The 26,876-nt window shown below is 61.2% G+C and carries 27 protein-coding genes; 14 read left to right on the forward strand and 13 right to left on the reverse strand.

Translation table 11 applies throughout. The features are described from left to right. Nucleotides 1–130: 130 nt before the first annotated feature. The 4 genes from yidA to AB5Y92_RS04895 all read right to left on the reverse strand — a co-directional run bounded on the left by yidA (nucleotide 131) and on the right by AB5Y92_RS04895 (nucleotide 5,418). A complete protein-coding gene (yidA, locus tag AB5Y92_RS04880; RefSeq protein WP_368225799.1) occupies nucleotides 131–940 on the reverse strand; it encodes a sugar-phosphatase in 810 nt (269 codons plus the stop codon). A gap of 114 nt (nucleotides 941–1,054) precedes the next feature. Continuing rightward, nucleotides 1,055–2,722: a FapA family protein gene (locus tag AB5Y92_RS04885; protein ID WP_368225801.1), complete on the reverse strand. Its 1,668-nt coding sequence runs from the start codon at nucleotides 2,720–2,722 to the stop codon at nucleotides 1,055–1,057. A gap of 255 nt (nucleotides 2,723–2,977) precedes the next feature. Then, complete coding sequence (locus tag AB5Y92_RS04890; RefSeq protein WP_368225803.1) at nucleotides 2,978–4,126, reverse strand: competence/damage-inducible protein A; 1,149 nt, start codon at nucleotides 4,124–4,126, stop codon at nucleotides 2,978–2,980. Nucleotides 4,127–4,179: 53 nt separating this feature from the next. Beyond that, complete coding sequence (locus AB5Y92_RS04895; protein ID WP_005336014.1) at nucleotides 4,180–5,418, reverse strand: DUF3391 domain-containing protein; 1,239 nt, start codon at nucleotides 5,416–5,418, stop codon at nucleotides 4,180–4,182. A gap of 144 nt (nucleotides 5,419–5,562) precedes the next feature. On the opposite strand from AB5Y92_RS04895, the gene metA reads away from it, so the two are divergent. After that, the gene (gene metA / locus AB5Y92_RS04900; RefSeq protein WP_042053667.1) at nucleotides 5,563–6,510 is read left to right on the forward strand and encodes a homoserine O-succinyltransferase; all 948 of its coding nucleotides are present in this window, start codon (nucleotides 5,563–5,565) and stop codon (nucleotides 6,508–6,510) included. Here metA and AB5Y92_RS04905 read toward each other — a convergent pair whose 3' ends face one another. Further along, nucleotides 6,511–7,029: a cyclin-dependent kinase inhibitor 3 family protein gene (locus AB5Y92_RS04905; protein ID WP_201982791.1), complete on the reverse strand. Its 519-nt coding sequence runs from the start codon at nucleotides 7,027–7,029 to the stop codon at nucleotides 6,511–6,513. 143 nt (nucleotides 7,030–7,172) lie between these two features. Here AB5Y92_RS04905 and AB5Y92_RS04910 point away from each other — a divergent pair, with 143 nt between their 5' ends. Next, nucleotides 7,173–7,643 carry an Lrp/AsnC family transcriptional regulator gene (locus tag AB5Y92_RS04910; RefSeq protein WP_005336001.1) on the forward strand — a complete coding sequence of 157 codons (471 nt, stop codon included), beginning with the start codon at nucleotides 7,173–7,175 and terminating at the stop codon, nucleotides 7,641–7,643. Nucleotides 7,644–7,734: 91 nt separating this feature from the next. On the opposite strand, the gene AB5Y92_RS04915 is transcribed toward AB5Y92_RS04910, so the two are convergent. Beyond that, nucleotides 7,735–9,699: an LTA synthase family protein gene (locus AB5Y92_RS04915; protein WP_201987979.1), complete on the reverse strand. Its 1,965-nt coding sequence runs from the start codon at nucleotides 9,697–9,699 to the stop codon at nucleotides 7,735–7,737. 259 nt (nucleotides 9,700–9,958) lie between these two features. Between AB5Y92_RS04915 and AB5Y92_RS04920 the strand changes: the two genes are divergently transcribed. Beyond that, complete coding sequence (locus AB5Y92_RS04920) at nucleotides 9,959–10,216, forward strand: DUF2442 domain-containing protein (RefSeq protein WP_005335997.1); 258 nt, start codon at nucleotides 9,959–9,961, stop codon at nucleotides 10,214–10,216. On the opposite strand, the gene AB5Y92_RS04925 is transcribed toward AB5Y92_RS04920, so the two are convergent. Next, nucleotides 10,213–10,473, reverse strand: coding sequence for a hypothetical protein (locus AB5Y92_RS04925; protein WP_139714664.1), 261 nt, complete (start codon nucleotides 10,471–10,473; stop codon nucleotides 10,213–10,215). The two genes, AB5Y92_RS04920 and AB5Y92_RS04925, sit on opposite strands and share 4 nt — an antisense overlap. Here AB5Y92_RS04925 and AB5Y92_RS04930 point away from each other — a divergent pair. Next, nucleotides 10,462–12,429, forward strand: a complete 1,968-nt coding sequence (locus tag AB5Y92_RS04930; RefSeq protein WP_368225804.1) for a TonB-dependent copper receptor — start codon at nucleotides 10,462–10,464, stop codon at nucleotides 12,427–12,429. The genes AB5Y92_RS04925 and AB5Y92_RS04930 overlap by 12 nt on opposite strands. Before the next feature lie 110 nt (nucleotides 12,430–12,539). Here AB5Y92_RS04930 and AB5Y92_RS04935 read toward each other — a convergent pair whose 3' ends face one another. Continuing rightward, nucleotides 12,540–13,979 (reverse strand): RimK family protein, encoded by a 1,440-nt coding sequence (locus tag AB5Y92_RS04935; RefSeq protein ID WP_368225806.1) that lies wholly within the window; start codon nucleotides 13,977–13,979, stop codon nucleotides 12,540–12,542. A 186-nt stretch (nucleotides 13,980–14,165) separates the two neighbouring features. On the opposite strand from AB5Y92_RS04935, the gene AB5Y92_RS04940 reads away from it, so the two are divergent. From AB5Y92_RS04940 to AB5Y92_RS04950, 3 genes are read left to right on the forward strand one after another with little or no spacing between them, the layout of a single operon-like run. Continuing rightward, on the forward strand, nucleotides 14,166–14,687 hold the full coding sequence (locus AB5Y92_RS04940) for an N-acetyltransferase family protein (protein ID WP_368225807.1): 522 nt from the start codon (nucleotides 14,166–14,168) through the stop codon (nucleotides 14,685–14,687). A 31-nt stretch (nucleotides 14,688–14,718) separates the two neighbouring features. After that, nucleotides 14,719–14,964 (forward strand): DUF3624 family protein, encoded by a 246-nt coding sequence (locus AB5Y92_RS04945; protein ID WP_040067114.1) that lies wholly within the window; start codon nucleotides 14,719–14,721, stop codon nucleotides 14,962–14,964. Between the two features lie 56 nt (nucleotides 14,965–15,020). After that, on the forward strand, nucleotides 15,021–15,767 hold the full coding sequence (locus AB5Y92_RS04950) for an SDR family oxidoreductase (RefSeq protein ID WP_368225809.1): 747 nt from the start codon (nucleotides 15,021–15,023) through the stop codon (nucleotides 15,765–15,767). 60 nt (nucleotides 15,768–15,827) lie between these two features. On the opposite strand, the gene AB5Y92_RS04955 is transcribed toward AB5Y92_RS04950, so the two are convergent. Then, nucleotides 15,828–17,300, reverse strand: a complete 1,473-nt coding sequence (locus AB5Y92_RS04955) for a C69 family dipeptidase (RefSeq protein ID WP_368225811.1) — start codon at nucleotides 17,298–17,300, stop codon at nucleotides 15,828–15,830. 473 nt (nucleotides 17,301–17,773) lie between these two features. On the opposite strand from AB5Y92_RS04955, the gene AB5Y92_RS04960 reads away from it, so the two are divergent. Then, nucleotides 17,774–18,229: a hypothetical protein gene (locus tag AB5Y92_RS04960; RefSeq protein ID WP_368225813.1), complete on the forward strand. Its 456-nt coding sequence runs from the start codon at nucleotides 17,774–17,776 to the stop codon at nucleotides 18,227–18,229. A 143-nt stretch (nucleotides 18,230–18,372) separates the two neighbouring features. Then, nucleotides 18,373–19,524, forward strand: a complete 1,152-nt coding sequence (locus AB5Y92_RS04965; protein ID WP_368225814.1) for an iron-containing alcohol dehydrogenase — start codon at nucleotides 18,373–18,375, stop codon at nucleotides 19,522–19,524. Nucleotides 19,525–19,613: 89 nt separating this feature from the next. Here the strand turns inward: AB5Y92_RS04965 and AB5Y92_RS04970 are convergent, their stop codons facing one another. From AB5Y92_RS04970 to AB5Y92_RS04980, 3 genes are all read right to left on the reverse strand, one after another. Beyond that, nucleotides 19,614–20,072 carry a methylglyoxal synthase gene (locus AB5Y92_RS04970; RefSeq protein WP_005354960.1) on the reverse strand — a complete coding sequence of 153 codons (459 nt, stop codon included), beginning with the start codon at nucleotides 20,070–20,072 and terminating at the stop codon, nucleotides 19,614–19,616. 171 nt (nucleotides 20,073–20,243) lie between these two features. Then, a complete protein-coding gene (bfr, locus tag AB5Y92_RS04975; RefSeq protein ID WP_005354959.1) occupies nucleotides 20,244–20,720 on the reverse strand; it encodes a bacterioferritin in 477 nt (158 codons plus the stop codon). A 144-nt stretch (nucleotides 20,721–20,864) separates the two neighbouring features. Next, nucleotides 20,865–21,071 (reverse strand): bacterioferritin-associated ferredoxin, encoded by a 207-nt coding sequence (locus AB5Y92_RS04980; RefSeq protein WP_005335965.1) that lies wholly within the window; start codon nucleotides 21,069–21,071, stop codon nucleotides 20,865–20,867. Nucleotides 21,072–21,207: 136 nt separating this feature from the next. Between AB5Y92_RS04980 and AB5Y92_RS04985 the strand changes: the two genes are divergently transcribed. Both AB5Y92_RS04985 and AB5Y92_RS04990 read left to right on the forward strand, forming a co-directional pair. Further along, a complete protein-coding gene (locus AB5Y92_RS04985; RefSeq protein ID WP_368225816.1) occupies nucleotides 21,208–21,519 on the forward strand; it encodes an HlyU family transcriptional regulator in 312 nt (103 codons plus the stop codon). After that, nucleotides 21,516–23,582 carry a tRNA(Met) cytidine acetyltransferase TmcA gene (locus AB5Y92_RS04990; protein ID WP_368225817.1) on the forward strand — a complete coding sequence of 689 codons (2,067 nt, stop codon included), beginning with the start codon at nucleotides 21,516–21,518 and terminating at the stop codon, nucleotides 23,580–23,582. The genes AB5Y92_RS04985 and AB5Y92_RS04990 overlap by 4 nt, the downstream gene beginning before the upstream one ends. On the opposite strand, the gene AB5Y92_RS04995 is transcribed toward AB5Y92_RS04990, so the two are convergent. After that, nucleotides 23,569–24,288 carry an SDR family NAD(P)-dependent oxidoreductase gene (locus AB5Y92_RS04995; RefSeq protein ID WP_368225819.1) on the reverse strand — a complete coding sequence of 240 codons (720 nt, stop codon included), beginning with the start codon at nucleotides 24,286–24,288 and terminating at the stop codon, nucleotides 23,569–23,571. The two genes, AB5Y92_RS04990 and AB5Y92_RS04995, sit on opposite strands and share 14 nt — an antisense overlap. Before the next feature lie 201 nt (nucleotides 24,289–24,489). Between AB5Y92_RS04995 and AB5Y92_RS05000 the strand changes: the two genes are divergently transcribed. From AB5Y92_RS05000 to AB5Y92_RS05010, 3 genes are all read left to right on the forward strand, one after another. Beyond that, nucleotides 24,490–25,506 carry a chemotaxis protein gene (locus AB5Y92_RS05000; protein WP_005335957.1) on the forward strand — a complete coding sequence of 339 codons (1,017 nt, stop codon included), beginning with the start codon at nucleotides 24,490–24,492 and terminating at the stop codon, nucleotides 25,504–25,506. Between the two features lie 175 nt (nucleotides 25,507–25,681). Next, complete coding sequence (locus tag AB5Y92_RS05005; RefSeq protein WP_005354955.1) at nucleotides 25,682–26,161, forward strand: hypothetical protein; 480 nt, start codon at nucleotides 25,682–25,684, stop codon at nucleotides 26,159–26,161. Between the two features lie 17 nt (nucleotides 26,162–26,178). Then, complete coding sequence (locus tag AB5Y92_RS05010; protein WP_368225821.1) at nucleotides 26,179–26,793, forward strand: superoxide dismutase; 615 nt, start codon at nucleotides 26,179–26,181, stop codon at nucleotides 26,791–26,793. The last annotated feature ends 83 nt before the right edge of the window (nucleotides 26,794–26,876 follow it).

Raw genomic sequence — 26,876 nt, forward strand, 5'->3', positions numbered from 1 at the left:
TGCTGGAGCGTTACGGGAGGGGGGTGAATATCAAAGCATGTTTGCATGAGGCGCTGGGGCGCCCCATGCAACACGTAATTGGGACATAGCCTTTTATTTCCTCATCGGGTGCAGCGGCGCTCGATTGCGATCAGGCGTTCAGTACGAACTGTTCGATCACCTGAGCTACACCATCTTCATCGTTGCGGGCGGTGGTGTGCTGGGCGAGAGTCTTGATCTCGTCGGTGGCATTGCCCATCGCCACACCGAGGCCTGCGTACTCGATCATGTGGCGATCGTTGCCGGCATCCCCGACGCAGATCACCTGATCGGCGGTCAGGCCCAGGTGCTCGGCCAGCGCGGCGACGCCGGTTCCCTTGTTGCTCTGCTTGTTCATGAACTCGAGGAAGAAGGGGGCGCTCTGTACCACGGTATAGCGCTCATAGAGCTCTGCAGGCAGTCGCTCGATGGCGCGGGAGAGCTGGGGCGGCTCGTCGATCATCATCACCTTCATGATCTGCTCGTCGGCAGGCAGGGTGGCGAAGTCGATCAGATTGATCGGCATGCCGATCAGGCGGGATTCGTGCTCGGTGTAGGTGCTGACACGGGGGCTGATCAGGCCGCGGGTGACCGAGAAACCGTGAACGTTCACCTCCAGCTCGTCAGCCAGTTTGGCGACGGCGCTGGCGTCACTGCCGGTCAGCAGCTGGCTGCGGATGATGCGCTGATCGGCCACCTGCTGCACCAGGGCGCCGTTGTAGCAGATGACGTAGTCATGCTCTGTGGTGAGGCCGAGCTCTTCCAGATAGCGGCTCATCCCTTCCAGCGGGCGGCCGGAGGCCAGCACAACGGTTACCCCTTTGGCGCGCGCGGCACTGATGGCGGCGTGGGTGCGGGGAGTAATCTGGCCCTGCGGGTTGAGCAGGGTGCCATCCATATCCAATGCGATCAGCTTGTACATCTCTCACTACCTGAGTCTGGGTGGCCCGCCCGGTGGGGCCAAGGAAGTGGCGAGTGTAGCGAAAATCGGCGGCGGGATCACGGCCGGTTCAGCGATGGGGCCGTGCCGCTTGAGCTATTTGTGCCCCTCGTAAGGGGTCATCTCCAGGGTTTCATCATGGATGGTCAGGCGGGTAGGGCCTCGGGTGATGGTAACCTTGCGTTTGAAGCTGGCCATCTCGACCTCGATGCCGGAGTAGAGGTGTTGGGTGGCAATGACCTCCATCTGAGCCATCAAGTTTCGCAGCTCCTCCTGGTTGGCGGTGAGCTGCTCATCGAGCTGGGCCAGTTCGGCCAGCTGATGGTCCCGGATCGGTTTGAGCTTGCGCAGGGTATCCGGATTGCGCTTGTCGCCGGGTAGTTGCAGCAACTTCATGACCAGCTCCTTGATTTTCTCCAGCTGTGCCTGACACGCCTGCTGGCGCAGCTTGAGCTGGTGTTCCTGCTCCTTGTGGGTGAAGTAGCCGCCGAGGATCTGCAGCCGGGTATGGTTGGCGGCCTCGGCCCCCAGGCTGGGGGCCATGATCAGGCGATTGGCAATGCTGGTGCCCCCCAGCAGAGTGCCTTTGCGCATGTTGCTATCGCCTACCTTGATATCTTGTCCGCTGCGGGAGTAGCAGTGGCTGAGCTGGCTCTGGATCTGGATATCCCCCCCCGCTTCCAGCTGGGCATACTGGGCGTAGCTGGCGTGGATCTCCCCTTGCGCATTGAGCTGGCAAAGGTACTCCCCCTGCTCGTTGCGGCGGCCAATGATGCCGTGGCGTACCGTAATGCTGCCCCCCGCCTCGATCCAGCCTCCTTCGATAAAGCCGCCGATGACGATGTCACCGCTGACCCGGATCTTCATACCCGGGTTGACGTCGCCGCTGACGATTAAGCCCCCTTCAAAATCAATGTGGCCGTGGCGGGCATCCACCTGTTTGACGCTGAGCACCTCGTCCACCTTCATGCCCGCTTTCTCCTGACAGGGCAGGCCAGCCCGACCGGCAATCAGCAGGTCGGGATCGTCGGGGGAGATGAAGGTGCCCTCGCCAGCGCTCATCGGACTGTCTTTGCCATCCTTGGCGGGCAGGTCCTGACCGGTCACGGTAAAACCGGGTACCCCGACGGTGGCCGGATGACGGCGCATCAGCGGAGCGCCTGCCTTGACGGTGACGATGGAGCCGAGATCCCGCAGGTCGACCTTGCCATGACCCAGCTCCTGCGGTTTGAGGATCCGTTCGGCCGGGGTCTCCACCAGCCGCTCATAGCGAGTGTCCTGACCATTGACGGCAGGCTGGCCGTTGGCAATCACCAGCTTGAGCTGACTGCCGGGGGCGGCTTCCTTGGCTGACTGGATGGCAGCGGTGAGCAGTTGCTCACTCACCCCCTGTTTGATTTCGCTGATGGCGATCGCCTCTTTCAGCTGTTCCAGCGTCACATACTTGCCCCCCCAGTCGGCAGTGATCTGGGCGATGGCGCTCATGCGATCCTTCTCCACTATTACGGCGAGTCGGGCATCCTGACGCTTGCCGATGGGGATGGGGTTGGCAGGGACGGGGGCGGAAGGGTTGGTGAGCAGGGTATTGAGCAGACTGATGGCCTGTTTGATCCCCTCGGGCAGCGGCTGATAGCGGCGACAGTTGGAAGCGAGCAGCAGAGCCTGCACATCCTGTTCCGTGACAGGTTTGGTGAGACCGGCGGCAATCCGCAGGCAGACCAGTTCCATATCGCTTGATAGCAGCAACCACTCTTTGCTTAACACCGCATCTCCTTGCTGGATGAGAACGGAACGATCGGCTCGCTCCTCTACTGTCATTTAATCTCTCAATGATTAATAAAGCGAGTCGCCAACCCTGAGAGTGGGCAGTATCCAGATATTTCCTCTGAATGGTCAATGAATTGAAGTCAAATCGGTGATGGCGGCCAGATAAATGTGGGCGCTGTTTGGAAACGGAGTGAAAATATGGATCGTAGCGCCAGCGACATAGGGTCGTTGGCAGGTGAATGGCGGTTCTTATCAGCTGCGCTGGGCTGTTCTGGCCAGGGTGAGGTAATCGCCGAGCACCGGCTCACCCAGCATATGGCGGCGCAGCATGTCGAGGGCGGCAAAGGCGAGGATCTTGCGGCGGCTCTCCGGGTCGGGGTGGCTGACCTTGACCGTCTGACCGACGTGTTTTCCATCGGCGCTGAGTAGCAGTGGTACACCCTCAGTGCCCTCTCGCCCTATGGTCAGTTGCAGGCCCGCATCGGTCGTCGGTAGCTGCGCCAGCTCATCGGCCAGTTGCGTACTGAAGTTGGCCTCCAGCCGGGGATAGCCGTGACAAAGCGCCAGCAGGGCGCCGCCACTCTCTCCCTCCAGCAGAGCCAGCGGTTTGCCTTGCAGCAGCGCGAGGATCTGCTGCGCCGGTTCCGTATCTCCGCTGCCAACCAGCCAGGGGCGGATCGTATCCAGCAGTCGGCGCTCTGCACTCTCCATGTCAGCGGCACTGGCGCCGTGGCCGATCAGCTTCAGCTCGATAAGGGGCATGGAGGAGCGGTAACCCAGCTCGATACCCATGGGCCAGGGGGCGGCATCCAGCATATCGCTGAGCGCTGACTCCGAGACGCCGAAGGTGTAAAAGCGACGCAGCTCGGTATCGACTTGTGCCCCGGCCAGCTGTTTGAGGCGCGGCAGAATTTGCTCGCGCACCATCTGTTTGAACTCGAACGGCACGCCCGGGGTGAAGAAGAGCTGACTCTGGCCACTTCGCACCACAAAGCCGCAGGCGGTACCGACCGGGTTGTCGAGGATTTCGCACCCCTGTGGCAGCCATGCCTGTTTGGCATTGCTTTGTGCCATGGGGCGGCCACGGCTGGCGTAGCGCGCTTCGATGGTAGCGAGCCAGTCGGGGAAGAGGGTGAGCGGTTGGTCAAAGGCCTCGGCTGCCGCCTGAGCGGTGAGGTCGTCGGCGGTGGGCCCGAGTCCTCCACACACCATCACCACCTCGGCGCGGCTGGCACTCTCTTGCAGCACCGTTTTCAGGTCAGCGAGGTTGTCCCCCACCGTCAGGCGACGGCGCACCTGCCACCCCTGTTCCAGCAGCAGAGCGCTGAGCCAGGCTGCATTGGTATCAACCACCAGACCCGTCACTATCTCGTCTCCGGTACTGATGATCTCGATACGCATGGCAGGCTCCTTGGATTAAACGGGTGGCAACGGTTGGTCTTGGGCCAACACAATCAGGCTTTGTTGTGCTCGAAGTAGTAGCTGATCCGGGTACGCGGATTGAGATACTCGAACACGGCGGGTGGCAGCCGTTTGGGGTGGATCACCTTGGCGATCGACAGTTCGGCTTGCTGCAGGTCGATGATGGCGGCTTCCTGACGGGGAATGCGCGGATCGTAGACCAGCACCGAGGGGTAGAGCAGGCGGGAAGCGTTGACCGACATCACCAGCCCCACCTGACCATTGGAGAGTTGCACTACGCTGCCGGGGGGATAGATCCCCATCAACCGGATCAGCATGCTGAGGTACTCCGGATTGAACTGCGCCTTGCGCTGCTTGTAGAGGCCGCTCAAGGCCGAGTAGGGCACCTTGGCCTGCATGTGGCAGAGGTTATCGTACTCGTTGATCAGCGACACCATCTGGGTCAGCGGATCGAGCTGGCCACCCTTGAGCCCTTCCGGCCCGCTGCCATCGAGATATTCGTGGTGATGGAGCACGATCCCCTTCGCCTCGGCCGGGAAATCCTTGGCCAGATTGAGCAGATCCAGCCCGTAGCGCGGGTGCTGGGCCATCAGGTTCTGCTCCGGCTTGGTCAGCGGCTCGGTCTTGCGCAGGATCTGGCTCGGGATCTTCAACTTGCCGATATCGTGGAACAGCGCCCCCATGCCGACCTGACGGATCTCGTCGGCCGTCATGCAACACTCCTTGGCCAGCAGCATGCTGAGCACACTCACATTGAGGGAGTGGAAGTAGAGGTTGTTGCCATCCTCGCTGTCGGAGACCAGATGGAGCACCATCTCGTCCACCGAGAGCAGCTGTTCTGTCATGGCGTTGACCAGCTCCTGCGCCTCGCCGATGGCATTGAGGGGGCGGGACTGGATCTTGCTCATCACGCTGCGCACCTGCGCCAGCGACTGCTGGAACTGCTTCTCGCACTGCTGCAGATTGCGGCGATAGAGTTGCAACTGCTCGATGCGGCGATCCTTCTCCTGCTGCATCTGGGCCTGGCGCTGGGCGGCGTCTGCGCTCTCTTGTTGCTGAGGCTGTACCTGATTGAGAGGCTTGGGCGGAACGTCGCTCTTGTCGGGAATGATGGTGACCAGTTTCAGGCCGAGACGGCGGATCAGCTCGATCTCTTCTTCACTTTTGATCTTGAAGCTGGAAAACAGGAACGGGTGTTCGCGCCACCCCAGTGGCAGGGATACATAGTTGCCGACTTGCAGTCGATCTACGGAAATCTTGATACCGGTCATTATCTTGGAAGCAGGAGACACACTGAGCCGTATGCTAGTCAAAGGCGGGGGTGAATACAAAAGGTATCTGATGACAGGGCAGGAGCTTTATTATAGGCTTCTGGATGTCCAGACATATTTACTGATGCAGTACAGGGAGTAAGCATGCCGATCAAGATCCCGGATCAGTTACCCGCCGCCGAAGTGCTGGGGCAGGAGAACATCTTCGTGATGACGGAATCCCGGGCCGTCACCCAGAACATCCGTCCGCTGCGGGTGCTCATCCTCAACCTGATGCCAAAGAAGATTGAGACCGAGATCCAGCTGATGCGGATGCTCTCCAACTCGCCGCTGCAGGTGGATGTGGATCTGCTGCGCATCGATGACAGGGAGTCAAAGAACACGCCGCAGGCCCATCTGGAGAACTTCTATCACGACTTCGAGCAGGTGCGTGGCAACAACTACGACGGCATGATCATCACAGGGGCGCCGCTCGGGCTGGTGGAGTTCGAAGAGGTGGTCTACTGGCCGCGCATCGTCGAGATCATCGAGTGGTCCCATCAGCATGTCACCTCCACCCTGTTCCTCTGCTGGGCGGTGCAGGCGGCGCTGAAAGCCTTGTATGGTATGGAGAAGCAGACCCACGGCGAGAAGCTCTCCGGGGTTTACCGCCACCATCGCCTCGATGAGCATGAGCCGCTGCTGCGTGGTTTCGATGACGAGTTCGTCGCCCCGCACTCCCGTTATGCGGCGTTTGATGGTGATCTGATCCGTGCCCAGACCGACTTGCAGATTTTTGCCGAGTCAGAAGAGGCGGGGGTCTATCTGGCGGCGACCAAGGATTGTCGTCAGGTGTTTGTCACCGGGCACCCGGAGTACGATGCCCTGACGCTGGACGGGGAGTATCAGCGGGATCTGGCGGCGGGGCTCGACCCAGCCATTCCGGTCAACTACTACCCGAATAACGATCCGAGCCGGACGCCGCGCGCCAGCTGGCGCAGCCACGGTCATCTGCTGTTTGCCAACTGGCTCAACTACTACGTTTATCAGCTCACCAGCTATCGGGTGGAAGATATCGGCAAGGTCTTTACCTACGACCAGGGAGGCAAGTAGTCAGTCGCCCTGCGCCAGCCGCTCGGCCAGCTGGTCGAGCCACTGACGGTGGCAGGCCAGGGTAAATGCCTTGGGTCTGTGGGCCTTGATGGCGGCCATCGCCTCTTGCTGTGGCTGGCCGAGGGTCATCAGCAGCGCGGCGGCGACCAGACCGGTACGACCGCTGCCCCCTTTGCAGTGGATGACCAGATGTTTGCCATCCCCCAGCAGCTCGCGCAGCTGCGGCAGCGCCTGTTGCCAGGCAGCCTCGAAGTCGGTGTCGGGGGCCAGATCATCCTCGATGGGCAGATGGAACCAGCGCATCCCTTCGTGCTCGACCTGCTGGCCGAGCTGCGCCAGTTCGAGTCGGATCAACTCGGCGCTTGTCATCAGGGTCACCACTCCGTGGGCACCGGCCAACCGCAGTTGATCGAGCGCCAGGGTCAGCGGCGCCTGCTGGGTGCCGGGGCAGGGTGTCAGCAGCAGCTGACCGTCGACACGGGGAACCTCAAGGCTCCAGAAGGGGTGATACGGGTGCATGGCGGATCCTCGCGTGGTGGCCGTAGGGCTGCGACCGGTGAATGGCGCCAAGGATAGGCGGGGCAGGAGGGATGTCAATGGTCGTTGTGTTTGCCCCGGTTTACGGGCAGAGTCTAAAAAATTGAGCGGTTCAAGGAGTTAAGATGAGAAACCTGGATCAACTGGATTTGGATATCCTGGCCCATCTGTTTCGGGATGCGGGCATGACCAACAAGGATCTGGCCGCGCTGGTGGGCGTTGCCCCCTCCACCTGTCTGGAGCGGGTGCGCAAGCTGCAGCAGGATGGCGTGCTCAAGGGAGCGCACTGCGAAGTGGATTATCAGGCCCTCGGTGGCCATATTCAGGCCATGGTCTCCCTGCAGTTGGCCCGCCACAGCCGTCAGATCATCGATGCTTTCCGCGATGCCATTCTGGCGCTGCCCGAAGTGATCAGTCTGTTCCACATGGGGGGCAAGGATGATTTTCTGGTGCACCTGTGTGTCTCCGATACCGAGCACCTGCGCAACTTCGTCTTCGATCACTTCACCTCCCGCGAAGAGGTGGTGCACCTCGAAACCTCGCTGGTATTCGAGCACAAGTTCAGCCGCTCCCTTCCCTGCTTTCCCCAGCCATAACGGCCAGTGGGCCGACAGTATGAATAGATAGAAAAAACCGCCAGCTGGCGGTTTTTTCCATTCTGCTATCGGCTGAATCAGCTCGGGCGGCTCAATTGGCGGCGGTGCGTTCATCCTTGGCCGTCTGATAGAGACTCTTCTGATAGGCCATGCTGCCCCACAGGGCAAGACCAAGCGCATCTTCCTTCAAGGCGTCCGGCTGCGCCGCCAGGGTCAGCTTCTCGCTGGCACCATCGTAGACATAGCCTTCTGCCGCGCGCTCCGGTTGCAGTATCACCACATCCTTGCCGCGCATCAGGGCGAAGTTCTTGTCGTACTGCATGATGGCGCGCCCCGGCCAGTCGGCGGGCATGCGGGTCAGATCCTTGCCGAGCATGGGGTAGTCGGCACTGATCCCCATCAGTGAGAGCAGGGCCGGCGCCATGTCGATCTGGCTGACGACGCGCGGATCCTTCCTCGGCGCAATGCCGTCGCCCACGATAACCCCCGGAATATGGAAGCGGGGGATGGGCACCAGACTGGCGCCACCGACCCGGCTGTCGTGATCGGCGATGACCAGGAACAGGGTGTCCTTCCAGTATTCGGACTGTTTCGCCCTCTTGAAGAATTCGCCGATGGCGTAATCCGCATACTTGGCCGCGTTGTTGCGGGTCTGTTTGGGTTGCTCGAAGAGTTCGATGCGGTTGTCCGGGAATTCGAACGGATCGTGGTTGCTGGAGCTGAACACTAGACTGAAGAAGGGTTTGCCCTCTTTGTGCAGCGCCTTGAAGGTCTCGTCGGCCTTGGCCATCAGATCCTCGTCGGAGGCGCCCCAGGAGCCCTTGAACACCGGATTGTCGAAATCCTTCTGCTCGACGATGGTGGTGAAGCCGTTGCCGAGGAAGAAGCTGCGCATGTTGTCGAAGTGACTCTCGCCGCCATAAATAAAGCTGGTGTCGTAACCCCGTTGTTTGAGCAGATCCGCGATGGTAAAGAAGTTGGTCTGGCTCTTGCCGAGTTTGACCACCGCCTGTGCCGGGGTAGGCGTGAAGCCGGTCAGTACCGCCTCGATACCGCGCACCGAGCGGGTGCCAGTGGCGTAGAGCTGCTCGAAGGCCCAACCCTGCTGCGACAGGGCATCGATGTTGGGGGTGAGCGGCAGGCCGCCGAGGGAGCCGACAAACTGGGCGCCCAGGCTCTCCTGCAGCAGGATCACCAGATTCTTCGGTTTACCCTGGAAGCTCGCCTGGTTGAAGGTCTGGCTGGGCAGCAGATCGGAGTTGAAATCACTGGCCGGACGACCACTCTCCTTGCGCATGACCTCGAGCACCTTCTGCTCCGTCATCTCACCGTAAAACTGGCCGGCATCCTCCTCGGCGCCCATCTGCTTGATGGCAAAGAAGAGGGAGTAGGCGGAGTTGACGGTGAGCGAGTTGACCAGCGGATCTTCGGCAAAGGCGACCATGGCCGGGTTCAGGGCGCGGTGGCCGAGACTGGAGCGGGCACCGAGAAAACCTATGGCCAGAATGAGCAGGGCGAAGGCAGGACGCAGATACCAGCGTGGGAAGCTGAGGCCACGCACCAGACGGCCGCTCAGCCACCAGCCACCGGTCAGCACGGCGCCACTGAAGAGTACCGCCAGCAGCAGCTCGGCTTTGCGGCCCGCCCACAGCATGGCGAATACCTCTTTCGGATAGATGAGGTACTCCACATAGAGGCGGTTGGGGCGCACGCCATACTCGGTGACAAACGAGGGGGTGGAGATCTCGAGGAACAGCATCAGCCAGAGTCCGACGGTCAGCCACACTCGCATCAGTTGCAGCCAGCCCCGGCCGATGGCATGTCGGCCTGCCAGCAGCAGAGTGAGCATGGCGGGGACACCCCAGACCCAGCAGAGGGTCGCAAAGTCGACCCGGATCCCTTGCAGCAGCATCTCCTGCCAACCGGCCACGGCATCCACCCGTTCCAGTTGCCAGAGACCGAGGGCGATTCGGCTGAAAGAGAGAGAGAAAAGCGCGAGCGCGCAGAAGATGGCGAAGGGCCAAAACGGGCCGAGTCGCTGTTTTAGGTCTGTCATGTTTGTTCCTGAATGAGACTGTAAACGTCTGTCCACAGACGTTTTTTTAGTTGTTGTGAGGTTATGACAGATCGAATTGGTTAAGGTTGCATTCAAGTTTGTTAAAAGTCGGCATTAACACATTTATCATCTAAAAATGTGATGTCGCGCCACTAATGAGCACAGAATAATCTGCTGGATAAAATGTGAGCCACAGCGTGTATGGATGGGGAACCGGTGTTTATAATTGCCGCGAATTATCTCAATCGGAGCCGAAGGGATGCCGGTCTTTATCGATGTCGAGTATGTGCGGGGATGGCGCCTGTTTCTGGTGTTATCGGATGGCACCACGGGGGTGCTGGATCTGACCCCCTGGCGAACCCAGCCGCTGTTTGCAAAGCTGGAGAGCGAGCGTCACTGCGCCCGGGTCTTCATCAACCGTCACCACCAGCTGGAGTGGCCCGTCGGATGTACCTTGTCAGCCCATGAGGTCTATCACCTCATCTCTCCCATCGATGAGCGGGAAGCCTTCAGTTAATCCCCATTTTTTGTGAGCCAACGCCAGATTCCTGTTACTGGAATGTTTGCCCGTTTGCCTTTCTGAGCCAACTTGGGTAAAACCTGCGCAACATTTTGCCAACTTGCCTTCGCTTCATCTGACAGAGGCTTGCCGCTTTCGCGCCGCAGGCCTTTTTTGCGGCCAGATGGCAAACCTTTCCCTTGCTGAAAGGTTTGGTTGGTTGAATGAAAATAACAAAACAAACAAATACATAAGGAAAATGTATGGCTTGTCATATGCGCACACCCCTTGCCCTGCTGGTTGGTGGGCTCGCTTGTCACGGCGCTACCGGTCAGGGATCGGTACAACAGCTGGATCCCATGGTGGTGGTGGCAACCCGCCCCGCCAGCACCCTGGAGGTAACACTGGATCCCAAGAAGCCCGGTTCCCCCATGCCCGCTGCCGACGGCGCCGGTTATCTGAAGAATGTCACCGGCATGAGCATGGTGCGTAAAGGGGGGCTCGGTGGCGACCCCGTGCTGCGGGGGATGGGGATGTCCCGCCTCAACGTGCAGATGGATGGCGGCATGCTGGCCGGTGGCTGTGGCGGCCGAATGGACCCGCCCACGGCCTATGTGTTCCCCCAATCCTTTGACCGGATCCGGGTGCTCAAGGGGCCGCAATCCCTCGAGCAGGGGGCAACCCTGGCGGGAACCGTACTGTTCGAGCGGGACAGACCCGAGTTTATGGCACCGGGCTTCAAGAGCGATGCCTCGGCCCTCTTTGGCAGCTTCGGCCGCGATGATCAGATGGTCGACATGACGGCAGGCTCGACCGATGGTTATCTGCGCGGTCAGTTCACCCACTCCGACAGTGACGATTACCGCGATGGTCACGGTAACAAGGTGCGATCTTTCTATCGCCGCGAGAACGGCACCGCCCAGCTGGGCTGGACGCCGGGGGAGCACACCTGGCTGGAACTCACCGCCGAGCGCAGCAATGCCCGCGCCGCCTATGCGGACCGCACCATGGATGGCCCCATGTTTGATCGCGAATCCCTCGGGCTGAAGCTCAAGCAGGAGCAGATCACTACTCACTGGCAGCGCAGCGAGCTGACCCTGTGGGACAACTACATCGACCACATCATGGACAACTTCAGTCTGCGGCAAAGCAGCGACCCCAAATCCCTGAACAACCCGGATCGCCGCAACACCGGCGGGCGCTGGGCCAACGACATCGCTCTGCCAGCCGACTGGTTGCTGACCGCCGGGCTTGACAGCAACCGGGATCAGCACCGCAGCCGGGGCGACGTCGACTATGCCACCAAGGATCGCCAGCGCACCCTGCGCTTTGAGCAACAGGGCGGTTTTGCCGAGCTGGGGCGCCAGCAGGGGGCCCACAGCTACAAGGGCGGTTACCGGCAAGATAGGGTCGAGACAACTCGCTATGGTGCGGGTGATCAGACCCTCTACAGCGAGACCGAGCACCTCGACAGCGGTTTTGGTCGCTATGAGTACCAGTGGTCGCCTCGCTGGTCCAGTTATCTGGCGTGGGGACAGGCAGAGCGGGCGCCGGACTATTGGGAGCGCAGCAAGGACAGCACCCCGTTCACCCTCAACCCGGAGCGCAGCCGCCAGTGGGACGCAGGGCTTGCTCTGCGCAGCCGCGAGCTGGATCTGACCCTCTCCCTCTTTAGCGCCAATATCAAGGATTACCTGCTCTACAACAGCAGCACACGTAAGGTGCGCAATATCGACGCCCAGACCCGCGGTGGCGAGCTGGAGGGGCGCTGGCAGTTTGCCGAACAGTGGCGTCTCGATGGTGGTCTGGCGTTGGTCTATGGCGAAAACCAGAGCGACAACAAACCGCTGGCCCAGATGCCGCCCCTCGATGGCAAGCTGGCGCTGGGCTGGCAGCCGGACGAGGCGCTGAGCTTTACCCTGCTGGGGCGCGCGGTGGCGGCGCAGGATCGGGTGGATGTGGGCTCCGGCACGGTCGCCGGTCAGGATCAGGGCGAGACCTCGGGCTTCTTCACCATGAACCTGAGCGGCGCCTGGCAGTTTGCCAAGGGGTGGCAACTCTCGGCCGGGGTGGACAACCTGTTCGACACCTTCTACTACGAGCACCTCTCCAAGTCGGTGCACAGCAGTCAGGCCGGGCTGGGCTACGAGCAGAGCGGCCGCATCCCCGAGCCGGGTCGCTCGTACTGGCTCTCGGTCAACTACCGTTTTGCCTCGGCGGGAGCAATTTAAAAAATAGATTTTTACGAGTCGGCAGGAGGGATAGATCCTGCTTGCCATGCGAGAGAGGGCCCCATCGCGGGGCCCTCTCTGTCATTGTGGGTGACAAAGTCATGGCGGGGTTATGCGGTGGTCTGGCCCCGGTTTTCCAGCCGCTGGCGGAAGGCGCGGGCCAGTCGCTCGTAGAGATCCTGCGCCTCCTTGTCTTCGATATCGCCGCGGATCCAGGGGTTGTCGACGATCTCCAGCAGCACACAGTCACGCCCTTGCTGGCGCAAATCGAGCCCGTAGAGGCCATTGCCGAGCTGATGGACGGCGCGGCGAGCGGTCTGCAGTACCCGCTCCGGCACCTCGTTAAGCGGCAGCGCCTCGATGCGGCTCATGTCGAGGGGGTGCTTGCGGCGGCGAATGCGGTTGCCGGGTTCGGGCCGGTAGCGGCGGCAGGCGAACAGCGGCGAGCCGTCGAGAAAGCCGATGCGCCAGTCGAACTCGGCGGGGATCCGGCTCTGCACCAGCAGCAGGGCGGAGCGGCCCAGCCCCTCGTCCAGCAGGCGGGCCAGCTGTTGCTCGTCGCTGGCCATGGCCAGATCCCGTCCCTGTGCCCCGTCGGGCACCTTCACCATCAGCGGCAGGCCGAGCCGCTGTACCAGCTCATCCACATGGTGGCGGCCGCGGCGGGTGACCACCATGGTGGGCGGCATGGGCACGCCGCTGCGCACCATCAGCTCGTAGAGGTAGAGCTTGTTGCTGCAGGCGAGGATGGCGCGGGAGCTGTCGATCACCGGCATCTTGAGCTGTTCGGCGCGATGGGCAAATTCGAAGGTGTAGTGGCCGACCGCGGTTTCGGCACGCAGCCAGAGGGTGTCGAACTCCGGCAGCCGTTCGATGGCTGACGGTGGCAGGATCTCGGCCCGGATGCCCTGGGCGGCGGCAGCCCGGATAAAGCGCTCCAGCGCCAGCCCGTCACTGCTGGCACGGCCGTCGTTGGGGTCGACCAGAATGGCGAGCTGATAGAGCGGCGCCGCCTGCTCCTCGTCACCGGTGCCCACCAGCGCCTGAGCGTGGTGCAGCATCAACTCTTTCTCGCTTGGGCTCAGCTCCAGCGGCGACAGGCTCTGCTGCTGGCGCACCGACCAGCCGTGGCGGCCGCGCTTGAGGGTCAGCTCCTGCAGCGGCAGCTGGCTCAGGCCATAGTAGTAGCGGGCCAGTCCCGCCAGCTCGCTCTGTTCGCACTGGCCGAAGATGGCGCGCACTCTAATCCGATCCTCGCTCTGCTGGGCCAGCCACCCCTGTGCCTTGCGCCACAGCTTGGCCGGTGGCTGCTGGGGTTGCAGTCGGCTGATGGCCTGCAGACCAGGCAGGCAGTGGTGGCCGCGGGCCTGGGCCAGTAGCGAGCAGTAGTAGCCTGCGCTCAGGTGCTCCAGATTGCGGCAGAGGTTGATGATGCGGGGTCGGCCGCCGGTAGTCGGCACGCCATGTTGCAGATAGGTGCGGGCGGTCAGCAGATAATCGGCATGGCAAGGCCAGTCGCCCAGCTCTTCGATGATGACATAGGTACTCATATTTTCGGCTCCACAGATCAGACTGCCTGAACAGGCAGGATCCCCAGTGGGCTTCGATGCACCGACAAGCACGACAATGGCGCGAGGGGAAACAAGAGGTTACAGTGCCTAATATGACGCCTTGGTAACTTGTGATACAAGTCGCATTTTTGGTGCTGAGGATAAATAACTGAACAAGGACTCCCCGTGTTGACCGTACGAGCGGCCCGAACCGATGATCTGGGCGCCATCGTTAATCTGGAACGCTACTGTTTTCCCCCCGAAGTCGCCTTTGGCCGCAGCCGCTGGCACTATCTGCTGGCCCACGCCAAGGGGCGCACCCTGTTGCTGCTGGACGAGAAACATCAGCTGATGGGCTATCTCTGCCTACTGGAGCACAGAGGCTGGGATCGGCTGGTCATTCAGGCGCTGGCTATCCGCTGGACGGTGCGTCGTCTGGGCTGGGCGCGGCGCCTGCTGGAGCAGGTGATCCACGAGGGCAAGGCCGCTGGCTGGGGGGCGATCCGGCTGGAGGTGGCGGATGCCAACGAAGAGGCGCTGGCGCTCTATCAGGGATTGGGATTTCGTCCCCAGCAGCGGCTGGCGGACTACTATGGCCGCGACCAGCACGCCCACCGGCTGGTGCTGCCGCTGGTGAGCGACGAGGAGCGTGAGTGGCGCAGAGTGGCTCGCACTCAGGCTCGTAAGCCGTCTTCACGGGCCAACTGATCATGTTGCACGAGCAGAATCGAGGAGCAGGATGAGCTGCGACAACTGCCTTGCCACCGCCATCAGGGCCAAGCTGGGGCGCTGCCCGGTCTGTGCCATCCAGACCTTTGTCATCGGTCTGAGTGGCTGGCTGGTCTGGTGGTGGTGCGGCGCCGATACCTCGGTCAACGCCCTCACCGGCCTGCTGTTTGCGTTGGGTGGCTCGGGCTTGTTGCTGCTCCATCTGGTGGTATTTGTCTGGCGCAAGGCGACCGGACGTGAATTGAGCGATGAATGAATCTTAATAGATTCAAAAAGATAAATAACAATATCGGTGTAGATATGGAGGTTCAGATGATTGCAATGGTAACGGGCGCCTCGTCCGGTTTTGGTGAAGCCATCAGCCGCCAGCTGGTGCAGGCGGGCTACAAGGTGATCGGTACCGGTCGCCGCGCCGAGCGGCTCGCTGCGCTGGCGGACGAGTTGGGCGAGCAGTTCCTGCCGCTGGCGTTCGATGTGCAGGACAAGGCGGCCACCCGCGCCGCCATCACCGCTCTGCCAGCCGAGTGGAGCGAGGTGGATCTGCTGGTTAACAACGCCGGTCTGGCGCTGGGGCTGGAGCCGGCTCATAAGGCGGATCTGGAAGATTGGGAGCAGATGATCGCCACCAACATCAGCGGTCTGACCCTGCTTACCCGCCTGCTGCTGCCGGGCATGGTGGCGCGCAATCGCGGCCACATCATCAATATCGGCTCCATCGCGGGCACCTACCCCTATCCGGGCGGCAACGTCTACGGCGCCACCAAGGCGTTTGTGAAGCAGTTCAGCCTCAACCTGCGTGCCGATCTGGCGGGCACCGCCATTCGCGTCACCAATGTGGAGCCGGGCCTGTGTGGCGGCACCGAGTTCTCCAACGTGCGCTTCCACGGTGACGATGCCAAGGCGGCCACCGTCTATCAGGGGGTGGAGGCTATCCAGCCGGAAGATATCGCCAATACCGTGCTCTGGGTGAGCCAGCAACCGGCCCACGTCAACATCAACAGCATCGAGATCATGCCGGTGGCGCAGACCTTCGGCCCGCTCAATATCAGCCGTCGCTGATCGCTGCATTGGTTGAAACAAAGAGGCTCCCGTGGGAGCCTCTTTGCGTTGGCGAGGCGGTCACAGGCTCATGATCTTCTTGAACTCCTCCGGCGAATACTTCTTCTCGCTGCGCTTGGCGAGATCCGTCATCAGCTTGTAGCGCAGATCTTTGGCCATCTGGTAGGTCTGCTCCAACTGGCCATAGGAGTAGTCGGCGGCCAGCCCGATGGCGGTAGCCTTGTCGCTGGTATAGGCCTGCTTCAGGCTCTGGTCGAGCAGGGCCACCTCCTTGTAAAGTTTGCTGCTCTCCTTGCTCCAGACGCCGCGCAGCAGCGGCAGGTACTTGTCCGGATCGGCGCTGGCCAGCGCGGTCAGGCTGCGGAACTGCCAGTAGGCGGAATCGTCGGAGTAGCTGTCGCTGCCGGTGCGATAGGGCAGGGGATAGTTTTCCAGGGTGTTGTAGAGCGGCACCATCACGGATTCGGCCAGCACGCCGTAACTCTGCCAGATCAATCCCTGCAGCTCTTTGGGCATCTCCTTGCGCAGCTGGATGACGTGGGATTCCAGCTGGCGATCGACGCGGATCGGCCGCTCTGCCTTGCCCGCCAGCGGCGTACCGTCATAGGTGGCGCTCAGCACCCTGGCCACGTCCGGCACGGCGATGGGATCATCCGGCTTCATAACCAGTGGATATTGCGCCTGCCGGGTCGCTTGTTTGTGGGAGGCGGTCAGCATGTTCTGGCCGAGCCACTCCCGATCCACGTTGTAGGGATCGGCAATCACCCCGAACGCCTTGGCGAAGTTGAAATCTTTCGGGTCGGCGTTATCCAGCAGTTTGTGCTCGCGCACGAACTCAAGCAGCTTGGGCGAGTGCAGCACATCGACGCTGTCGAGATTGACGCCGTGGATCCGCAGACCGTTGGCCACCATGGCGTAGCTGTCGTCCGGCACCCGCACCGCGATCCAGTGGTGGCCGGAGCCAATTTCCATCAGCCAGGCCTCGTTCACATCCGCCAGATAGAGGCTGTTGCCCTCACCGGCGCCATATTGCTCCACATAGCGACCGAGCAGCTCGACCCCCTCTTTGGCCGTCTTGGCCTGCGGCAGGATCAGGGTCGGAATGATGGCTTCAATCACTCCCTTCTCGATCAGCGGATCGGCTTTCTGAGCCTTGTCGTTGACCTCGGCACTGGTGGTGGCCGAGATGGCGACGTTGAACTCGTTGATGCCGCGCTCTTCATAATATTTGCCTGCCGGATCGCTGGTTGTGGCATCCCAGTCGTGGATGGCGGAGTAGGCAAAAAATGCTTTGGGCATAGGCACTTCCAGCCCGTTGCCCAGCTTCCAGAGTTTGCCCTCGTTCTGCTGCGCGGGCCGGAAGGCGAGGTACTTGTTCCAGTTGTTGACGCCAAAATCCTCGTTTCTGGCGATCATCACGCTGCCATCGGCACTGGCCCCCTTGCCGACGATAAGGCCGGTACAGGCGTCGGCACTGGTGCCAAGCAGGGTGAGCAGGGTGGCGGAGAGAAGACTCAAGGTGTGTTTTTTCATAGGTGTACCCGAAGGGTTGCGGTGAGTGAGAGTCAGACGAGGGGATGAGGTGTGGGGAGGCTGCAACTCCGAACTGGCAGCGGAGTGAGCACGACAGATTGGTCTGCCTGTTATTGGTTTTTCGAACAGATCATCCATGACACGGCTGGCTGGTTGTGATGTGCGCCAAAATTGTATCCCCGAGTGGTTGTTTATTTTGTGATCGAGCTGCGGTTCCTGACTTTTCTCTGGCATCGTGGCGCGTGGACGGCAAAATGTGCCAAAACAGCGTGAGCTGGCAGCAGATGAGTCATGATTCTGACGCCAGTTTGCGTGGGGGACGTGGTGAGATCCGCCATCTCTCTGGATCTCGCACTATCTGACAAGTTGGCCTGTAACTTGCTGGTTTAATTGATAATGGTGGGGCCTGACGCCCCATGTGACCGGATCAGCCTGTGCCCATTGCCGCAGATGCGCACCGAATTGGAGCCCCCATGGATATCAAACCTTACAGCCAGCAACTTGCCCAGAGCGCATCCAACAACCGTGCCCTCGCTACCCTCAACAGTGCCAGTAGCGGCGGTCAGAGCGGTGGCTGGGAGGAGATGGTCAGCCTCTCCACCCAGCGCATGACCGGCCAGGCCCAGCAGGTGCTGACCTACGAACATCTGGCCAAGAACAACAAGTTGCCGCCGGCGCTCGATATGAGCTCCGACAAGGGGGGTGTGGTGCAGCAACTGGTGGACAGGGCGCTCGGTTTCGATCGCAAGAAGTTCAACGAGATCGAAGAGAAGCTCAAGACCATCGCCGATAACAAGAAGCTGACGCCGGAAGAGCGGGCGGAGCAGAGCAAGCCGCTCAACGAACAGCGAGAGGCGATGCTCAAGGAGGCGATGGATCGCCTGACCGGCAAGAAGAGCTCATCCAAAGATGAGGCCAAAACTGCCTGATCCTGCCGCTGTTCTGAGATCTACCCGGTCGGCACCGATGGGCCAGTGTCGACCGCCGATGGGCAAGCTTCTGCCACCTCTTTTGACCTCACCTCCCCACAGGCGCACAATGTCCGCGCATTGAGCCAGTCGAGGAGTCCGCCGTGTACAACTTCCAATATGCCAATCCGACCCGCATCTGTTTCGGCGAGGGGCAGATCGCCAGCCTGCCCGAACTGATCCCCCCCGGCAGCCGGCTACTGGTGCTCTACGGCGGCGGCAGCATCAAGCAAAACGGCGTCTATGAGCAGCTGACCCGGGCCCTGGAAGGGGTGACGTGGCAGGAGTTTCCCGGCATCGGCGCCAACCCCAGATTCGAGCTGTTGATGGAGGCGGTGGCGCAGGTGAAGCGCGAGCGCATCGACTTCCTGCTGGCGGTCGGTGGTGGCTCGGTAGTCGATGGCACCAAGTTTGTTGCGGCCGCCGCCTGCTACGAGGGGGGTGATCCCTGGGATATCTGCGGCAAGCAGGCGAGCGTGCACAAGGCGCTGCCGATGGGCTGTGTGCTGACTCTGCCGGCGACCGGCTCCGAGAGCAATCCCACCTCGGTGGTGAGCCGGGGGGATGTGAAGATCTCCTTCAGAAGCCCGCTGGTGCAGCCGCAGTTTGCGGTGCTCGATCCGGCGACCACCTACAGTCTGCCGCCGTGCCAGACCGGTAACGGAGTGGTGGATGCCTTCGTCCATATTGCCGAGCAGTACCTCACCTTTCCGGTGGGAGGCGAGGTACAGGATCGGCTGGCGGAAGGTTTGCTGCAGGTGCTGGTGGAGAACGGCCCCAGGGCGCTGGCGGAGCCGACCAACTATCAGGTGCGGGCCAATCTGATGTGGGCGGCCAGTCTAGCGCTCAACGGCCTTATCGGTTGCGGGGTGCCGCAGGATTGGGCCTCTCACGCCATCGGTCATCAGCTGACGGCGCTCTACGGGCTCGACCACGGCCAGAGTCTGGCCGTGGTGCTCCCCTCACTGCTCCGTGAGCGGGCGAGCCAGAAGCAGGACAAGCTGGCCCAGTTTGCCGAGCGGGTGTGGCATTCGACCCGCGAGGATAAGGCCCTGCGCATCGAAGAGGCGATCATCCGCACCGAGCAGTTCTTCCAGAAGATGGGATTGGGGACTCGGCTGGCCGACTATGGCCTCAGCGAAAGTTGCATTCCGGCGGTCTGCTCCAATCTCAAGCGGGTGGGGCGCACCGCGCTCGGTGAGCAGCAGGATATCGACCCGGATCGGGTGGCACGGATCCTCGCCCGCGCGCTATAAGCCGGCGCCGGTTTGTGTCCCTGGCTGATTCATTTTCCCAATTAAAGAGGGCCGCTTGTTGCGGCCCTTTTGCATGACGGGTTAGCCGATCACTCGGTGCGTGCCTTCAGATAACCGGCGTAATCCGGGATCTGCACGCTGAACGCCTGGCGCATATGGGGGCTGTCCATGATGAAGTCGGCGGTCGCTTCGTTGGTGGCGACCGGGATGTTCCAGACTGCCGCGAGGCGCAGCAGCGCCTTCACGTCCGGATCGTGCGGCACCGCATTGAGGGGATCCCAGAAGAAGATCAGCACGTCGATCTTCCCTTCGGCGATCAGGGCGCCGAGCTGCTGGTCGCCCCCCATGGGGCCGGAGAAGAGGCAGGTGATGGGCAGTTGCGCCTGCTTGCCGAGCATGGTGCCGGTGGTGCCGGTCGCATAGAGGTGGTGGAGCTTGAGCTCCTCCTTGCGGCGCATCACCCAGTTCAGCAGAGGGGTCTTCATGTTGTCGTGAGCCACCAGAGCCACCCGTTTGTGGGGCGCCATCTCGCGTGCAATCTGTTCCATGGAAATCGTCCGTAGCATTGTTATTGGCAGAGAGCCGTATCCTAATCGAAAGCCATGACAGATGCTGTGTCGGGCGTATTAACTGTGATCCTGTCGAAAAGTTTTCGGGTCATGGCTGCTCAAATGAAGAGACCCGCGCTGGCGGGTCTCTTTGCTTGCTGGCTTGCTGGCTCAGGAGCCGTGGTGCAGTTGCGATTGTTGGTAGTTCTCCAGCCCGATGCGATCGATAAGATCGAGCTGGGTCTCCAGCCAGTCCACATGCTCCTCCTCATCCTCCAGGATCTCCTGGAACAGGTCGCGGCTGATGTAGTCCTGCACCGACTCGGCGTAGGCGATGGCTACCTTGAGGTCGGGGATGGCATCCATCTCCAGCGAGAGGTCGCAGCGCAGCATCTCTTCGACGGTCTCGCCGATGCGCAGCTTGCCCAGATCCTGCAAGTTGGGCAGTCCTTCCAGAAACAGCACCCGTTTGACCAGCTCGTCGGCGTGTTTCATCTCATCGATAGACTCGTGATACTCCTTGTGCCCGAGCGCCTTGAGGCCCCAGTCATCGTAGATGCGGGCGTGCAGGAAGTATTGGTTGATGGCAATCAGCTCATTGGCCAGCACCTTGTTGAGGTGGGCAATGATCTTGGGATCTCCTTTCATCGACAGTGCTCCTTGGTTCGTGCCTGAGGCTTCGATCGTTAGAGCTTAGTCCAGAAAAGTGACAACAAGAGGTCTGGCGAGCCAGTTCGCCTGAGAAAAGGGGTGACCCTGTTGGCGGGTCGCATCAGAAAAGAGGTGTCCGGATCAGGCCACTTCGTAGTAGAGCACGGGTTGCTCCTGCTCCATCTTGTCGAGTTCGGCGGCGATGATCTCCATGGTCATGCGCACGCATTTGCCACATTGGGCGCCCACCTCGAGCGACTGCTTGAGCTGGCGGAATTCGCTTTTACCTGACTGTACCGCTTTGCGGATCTGGGTATCTGTGATGCCGCGGCACAAACAGACGTACATGATGGTCACCTCTTGTGGAATGAAATGAAATCTAAATGAGAATGGTTCGTAGTGCAAATAACCATTAGTAATAAGATCCCCTGCTTGCCACTGTGCAACCCCTTGGGGACAATGCTGGCAACCAGAGGAGATCACCATGCTCAAGAAACTGTTCAGCGCCCTGTTCGGGGGCGAACCGGCCAAGGCGCCGGAAGTCACCCCCACCGAATATTCCGGCTATCTCATCTATCCGGAACCCATGGCCGAAGGTGGCCAGTACCGACTGGCAGGGCGCATCACCAAGGAGCTGGACGGCGTGTTGCAAACTCACCGTTTCATCCGCTCCGATCTGTTTGTTAATCCGGCCGATGCCGAGCGTTTCATGGTGCAGAAGGCTCACACCTTTATCGATCAGATGGGAGATCGCATGTTCGAGCCCCGCAAACCGGCTGACAGCCAAGCTTCATGACACAGCAAGAGGTCACCCTGCTGCGCGAGGCGCTGGCCCGCGCCGGTGAGCGGCGACTGATCTGGCTGGAGGGGGAGGAGGCCGAGTGCATTGCCCGCGCCCAATCCCTGCTCGGCGAGACCGTCTTCTGGCTGGGTGCCGGGCCCGAGTGTTATGCCCCGCAACCCGCCGCCAAGGCGCTACAGCGGCTCGGTCAGGAGTGCGACACGCTGGTGTTCAACGCTTTCAGCGGCTTTCATCCCGACGCCTTCGGGGCGCTGGCGGGCACTCTATGCGCCGGTGGCTTGCTGTTGCTGCTGACGCCGCCCAGAGTAGAGTGGCCCGCATGGCCGGATCCCGACCGGATCCGGCTGGTGGCCCAGCCGGAAGAGGCGGGTCGGGCCGGTCACGGCTTTATCGCCCGGCTGGTGCGGTTGCTGGAAGGTGATCCCGCCCTCTCTCTGGAGCCGCCGGTTTGCTCGCAGCCGTGGCAACCGATTGGGCCGGAGCGCAGGCTGAGCTGCGATCAGACACGGGCACTGCCCGCCATCCACAAGGTGTTGCACGGCCATCGTCGTCGGCCGCTGGTGCTGAGTGCCGACCGCGGTCGTGGCAAGAGTGCGCTGCTGGGGCTGGCTGCCGCCGAGCAGCTGCGCCAGCAGCCAGGGCTGAACATAGTGGTGACGGCCCCCTCGCAGGCAACGGTGGCGACCCTGTTTGCCCACTCAGCTCGCGGGCTAGATACCACGCCTGAACAGCTGACCGGACTGAGCTACTGCTCGCCGGATCGGCTGGTGCACGAGGCGATGAATCCCGATCTGCTGCTGGTGGATGAAGCTGCCGCCATTCCGACCCCGCTGCTTGAGGCTATGCTGGCCCGCCACAGCCGCATTGTGTTTGCCACCACCGAGCACGGTTACGAGGGGACGGGGCGCGGTTTTCACCTGCGCTTCAAGCGGGTGCTCGATAGCCAGACCCCGGAGTGGCAAGAGATCCGCCTCTCTGAACCCATTCGCTGGAGTGAGCGTGATCCGCTGGAGCCGCTGATGTTCCGCCTGCTCGGCCTCAATGCCGAAGTGGCAACGCCCTTGCCGCCGACCAGCCCGAGCTGGCGTCTGGTCAGTCAGGAGGCGCTGGCGAGCGACGAGGAGTTGCTCAACCAGCTGTTCGGCCTGCTGGTGCTGGCTCACTACCAGACCACGCCGAGCGATCTCAGATCCCTGCTGGAGAGCCCGGATCTCGACATCCATCTGCTGGAGCAGGATGCGAGCCTGCTGGGAGTGGCCTTGGTGGCGCGGGAAGGGGGAATAGAACCCGAGCTGGCCGAGGCGATCTGGGCCGGGCGTCGCCGTCCGCGCGGCCATCTGCTGCCCCAGTCGCTGCTGGCCCACGCCGGTTTCAAAACGGCGGGGGGGCGCAGCTACGCCCGGGTGATGCGTATCGCCATCCACCCCGAGCTGCACCGCCACGGACTGGGTTCGCTGCTGCTTGGCAGGCTTGAAGAACATTATCGTCAGGCGGGGATCGATTACCTCGGTTCTGCCTTTTCGGCCAGCGCCGACCTGCTCCCCTTCTGGCGCAAGGCTGGATTGACGGTGTTGCGCATCGGCCTGCAACGGGATGCCGCCAGCGGCTGCCACGCAGCCCTGCTGCTAAAGGCGCTGAAACCCGAACATGAGCCCGAGCTGGATCAGTGGCAGCAGCGTTTCATTCGCCAGTTGCCGACCCTGCTGGCGGGCGAGCTGAAAGGATTGGAGCCCGAGCTGGTATGGCAATGTCTGCAAGGCAGCACCGCTACCGCAGCGGAGCTTGACGAGTTCGAGCGCGATGAGGTTGAGTGCTTTGCCCTGCATCACAAGCCGTTTGAACTGAGCCAATCCAACCTGCAGCTGTGGCTGGCGCGCAATCTCGCTGTGCTGGGTTCACTGACTCCTGACGAGCGTTATCTGCTGATCGCAGCCATCTGGCAATATGCCGACTGGGGAAGACTGGCTGCGAGGTTGCAACTGGCGGGCAAGCCCGCCGTGATCAAGAGTTTGCGGGCGCTGCTGGCGCGTCTCTTGAGTTCCTCTACCACTCGATAGGTTTGCCCTGCCAGTCGAGAAAGCTCAGCTCGCCATCCGGTTGCAGCCGGTTCATCAGGTTAATCAGATGGTCGGCTACCAGCTCGGGACTCTGCACATTTCTTGGCGGTACATTGGCGTGAAACGGGCGGGAGAGTTGGGTATCCACGGTGCCGGGATGGAAGGCCAGCAATTTGACGCCGGGGGCCCGCCGGGCCAGCTCGATGGCGGCACACTTGAGCAGCATGTTGAGGGCGGCCTTGGATGCACGATAGCCATACCAGCCGCCCGCTCGGTTGTCACCAATGCTGCCGACCCGAGCGCTGAGAACGGCCAGAGTGCAAGGCTCGCGGCCAAACAGCGGTAACAACTGGCTGATCCAGCGCAGCGGCAGCAAGGCATTGGTCTGGTAGAAGCGGATCATGGCATCGAGATTGATTGCTTCGAGCCGCTTCTCCGGCTGGATCTCCCCCTGATGCAGGATGCCGTTGCAGATCACCACCCTGTGCGGTTTCGGTGCCAACTCCGCGATGCGGGCTACCGCAGTTGCCATCTGCTCATCGCTGTAATCACAATATAGCCAGTGCAGACCCGGCGATGAGAGGCCCGCAGGGGCGTGCTGACGACTGATGGCAATCACTGGCCCGACACCCGCCGCCAACCAGTGTGTCACCAGAGCCGCCCCGATACCGCCAGAAGCGCCAATCACGACGATACCTTCACTCATCTCAGGCTCCTTGTGAGTTCATGATGGATTTCACCATCCGCCAATGTTGTCCTGATTGGCAGATACGCTCCCGCCAGTCTGCGGGATCAAGCGGTTAACGCTGCAATCTTGCCGAGATCCGAGCCGTTGGGTGAATTCCATTCCTATACTGAGGGAAAACCGCAGCGGTCTGCTGCCCGCGCAACCAGAATGAGAGTCACCATGATGTCCAAAGATGGGGAAGAGCGTAAATCTATCCTGACCGAAAGTGGCACCAACGAGCTTGAGATCATCGAGTTTCACCTCAAGAAGCAGCTACCGGACGGTCGTGAAAAAACCGCTTATTACGGGATAAACGTCGCCAAGGTGCGCGAGGTGATCCGGGTGCCGGAGACCACAGATTACCCCAACGCCCAGCGTCATATGGTGGGGGTATTCTCCCTGCGGGATCGGCTGATCCCGCTGGTGGATCTGGCGGGCTGGCTTGGCATCAAGACCAACCCGGACCCCAGCCACAAGGTGGTGATCGTCACCGACTTCAACAAGATGGCCAACGGCTTTCTCATCGACAGCGTCAGCCGGATTCACCGGGTCTCCTGGGAGGATGTGGAGTCACCCAGCCAGTTTCTGGAGGCGGGAGAGAACGACTGCGTGGTGGCCGTGGTCAGGCGCGATGGCAACCTCATCATGATCCTCGATTTCGAGAAGATCATCGCCGATATCAACCCCGAGCTCAGCATGGAGAAGTACGACGTCACTCAGGATCGCAAGGTGCTCATCGACGATCGCATGATGGCGCTGCGCCAGGGCAAAACCATTCTGGTGGTGGACGACTCGGCCTTTATCCGCAAGATGATCGAGACCACCCTGCGCACCGCTGGCTACAACGTGATCACGGCCAAGGACGGCGGCGAGGGGTTGGAGATGATGACGGATTTCGATCGTCTGGCCCAGGAGGAGAGAATGCCGGTGACCGGCTTCGTCAATGCGGTGATCACCGATGTGGAGATGCCGCGCATGGATGGCATGCACCTGCTCAAGCGTCTGCGGGATACCCCCTCCTACAAGGAGATGCCCATCGTGATGTTCTCCTCCCTGATGAGCGATGACAACCGCCAGAAAGCGCTGCAACTGGGGGCCAACGATACCATCACCAAGCCCGAGATAGGGCGCATGGTGGGGATGATGGATCACATGCTGCTTGGAATTGCCCCGCCCTCGCCAGCCAACAACATCTGACCTGCCGTTAACTTCCAATTAGCCGGTCGAATCCACTGACCGGTTGCCTCAAGCGGCCACTCCTTGCCAAGGAGTGGCCGCGCTGTTTTGGCTGTTTGCTGCGATCCCGACGCCCCTTGTCTCCCGGATATGATTTATGTAATGATAATTATTATCATTTGTTGGTGTGAAGCATATGACAGCAACCTGGGTGAAGGGGTGGGTCGAGTCGACCGAAGGTGGCAGCAGCATGAGTCACTGGAAACAGCAGACCCGAGAGGGTAATCGGCTGTTTGATTGCGGCGAGTATCATCAGGCGCTGGCTCATTATCAGCAGGCGCTCTGGCTGGCTCGTCAGCAATTGGTGCAGTGGCATGACGCCGATGAGGCGGTGGCTGCGCTGGTCGTGGCTCACCACAATCTGGCGGATCTGCTGGTGGCCATGACTCTGCCCGATCGCGCCGCCGATCTGCTCTGCTATGTGCACGACTGCCTGCTGGCGACCTGTCACTCCCCCGCTTGCTCCTCTCGCTTGCGAGAGGCGGCTTTGCGCCATACCCGCACAACCCGTGCCGAGTTGCTGACGTTCGTTCAGCGCCACGGCAGCCACGCCGGGATCATGCGTTCGCTCGGTCACTGCCTGTGTCAGAGCGAGCCCTCATCCCGGCTCCATTAATCCGAACAGAGGTCATCATGAGCCATACCCTGCCAGCCCTGAACTATGCCTACGACGCACTGGAACCCCATATCGATGCCCTGACCATGGAGATCCACCATAACCGTCATCACCAGACCTATATCAACAACCTCAACGCCGCACTAGAAACGGCGCCCGAGCTGGCTGCACTGCCGGTTGAGGATCTGCTGCGCCGCTTCAATACTCTGCCTGCCACCTTGCAGGGGGCGGTACGCAACCATGGCGGCGGCCATGCCAACCACACCCTGTTCTGGCTGGTGATGAGCCCGCAGGGGGGCGGTGAGCCGGGTGGTGAGCTGGCTCTGGCCATCGAGCGGGAATTGGGGGGATTCGATGCCTTCAAGCAGGCTTTCACTCAGGCGGCTTTGAGTCGTTTTGGCAGTGGCTGGGCCTGGTTGGTGGTGGACAAGGCAGGCAGATTGCAGGTGGAGAGCAGTGCCAATCAGGATAGTCCCCTGATGCATGGCCATACCCCGATCCTGGGGCTGGATGTGTGGGAGCACGCCTACTATCTCAAGTACCAGAACAAGCGTCCTGACTATATCGCAGCCTTCTATCAGGTGGTGGATTGGGCCGAAGTGGCCCGCCGCTATCAGGCGGTGCGAGGCTGACTTGGTCGCTGGGAATTGGTTTGCAGTACAGCCGCCACAACCCGCGCTGTAATAACAAGACCCGCCAGTTGGCGGGTCGTCTG

Origin of the sequence: Aeromonas sp. R1-1, assembly GCF_040908495.1 — a bacterium.
Classification (GTDB): domain Bacteria; phylum Pseudomonadota; class Gammaproteobacteria; order Enterobacterales; family Aeromonadaceae; genus Aeromonas; species Aeromonas veronii.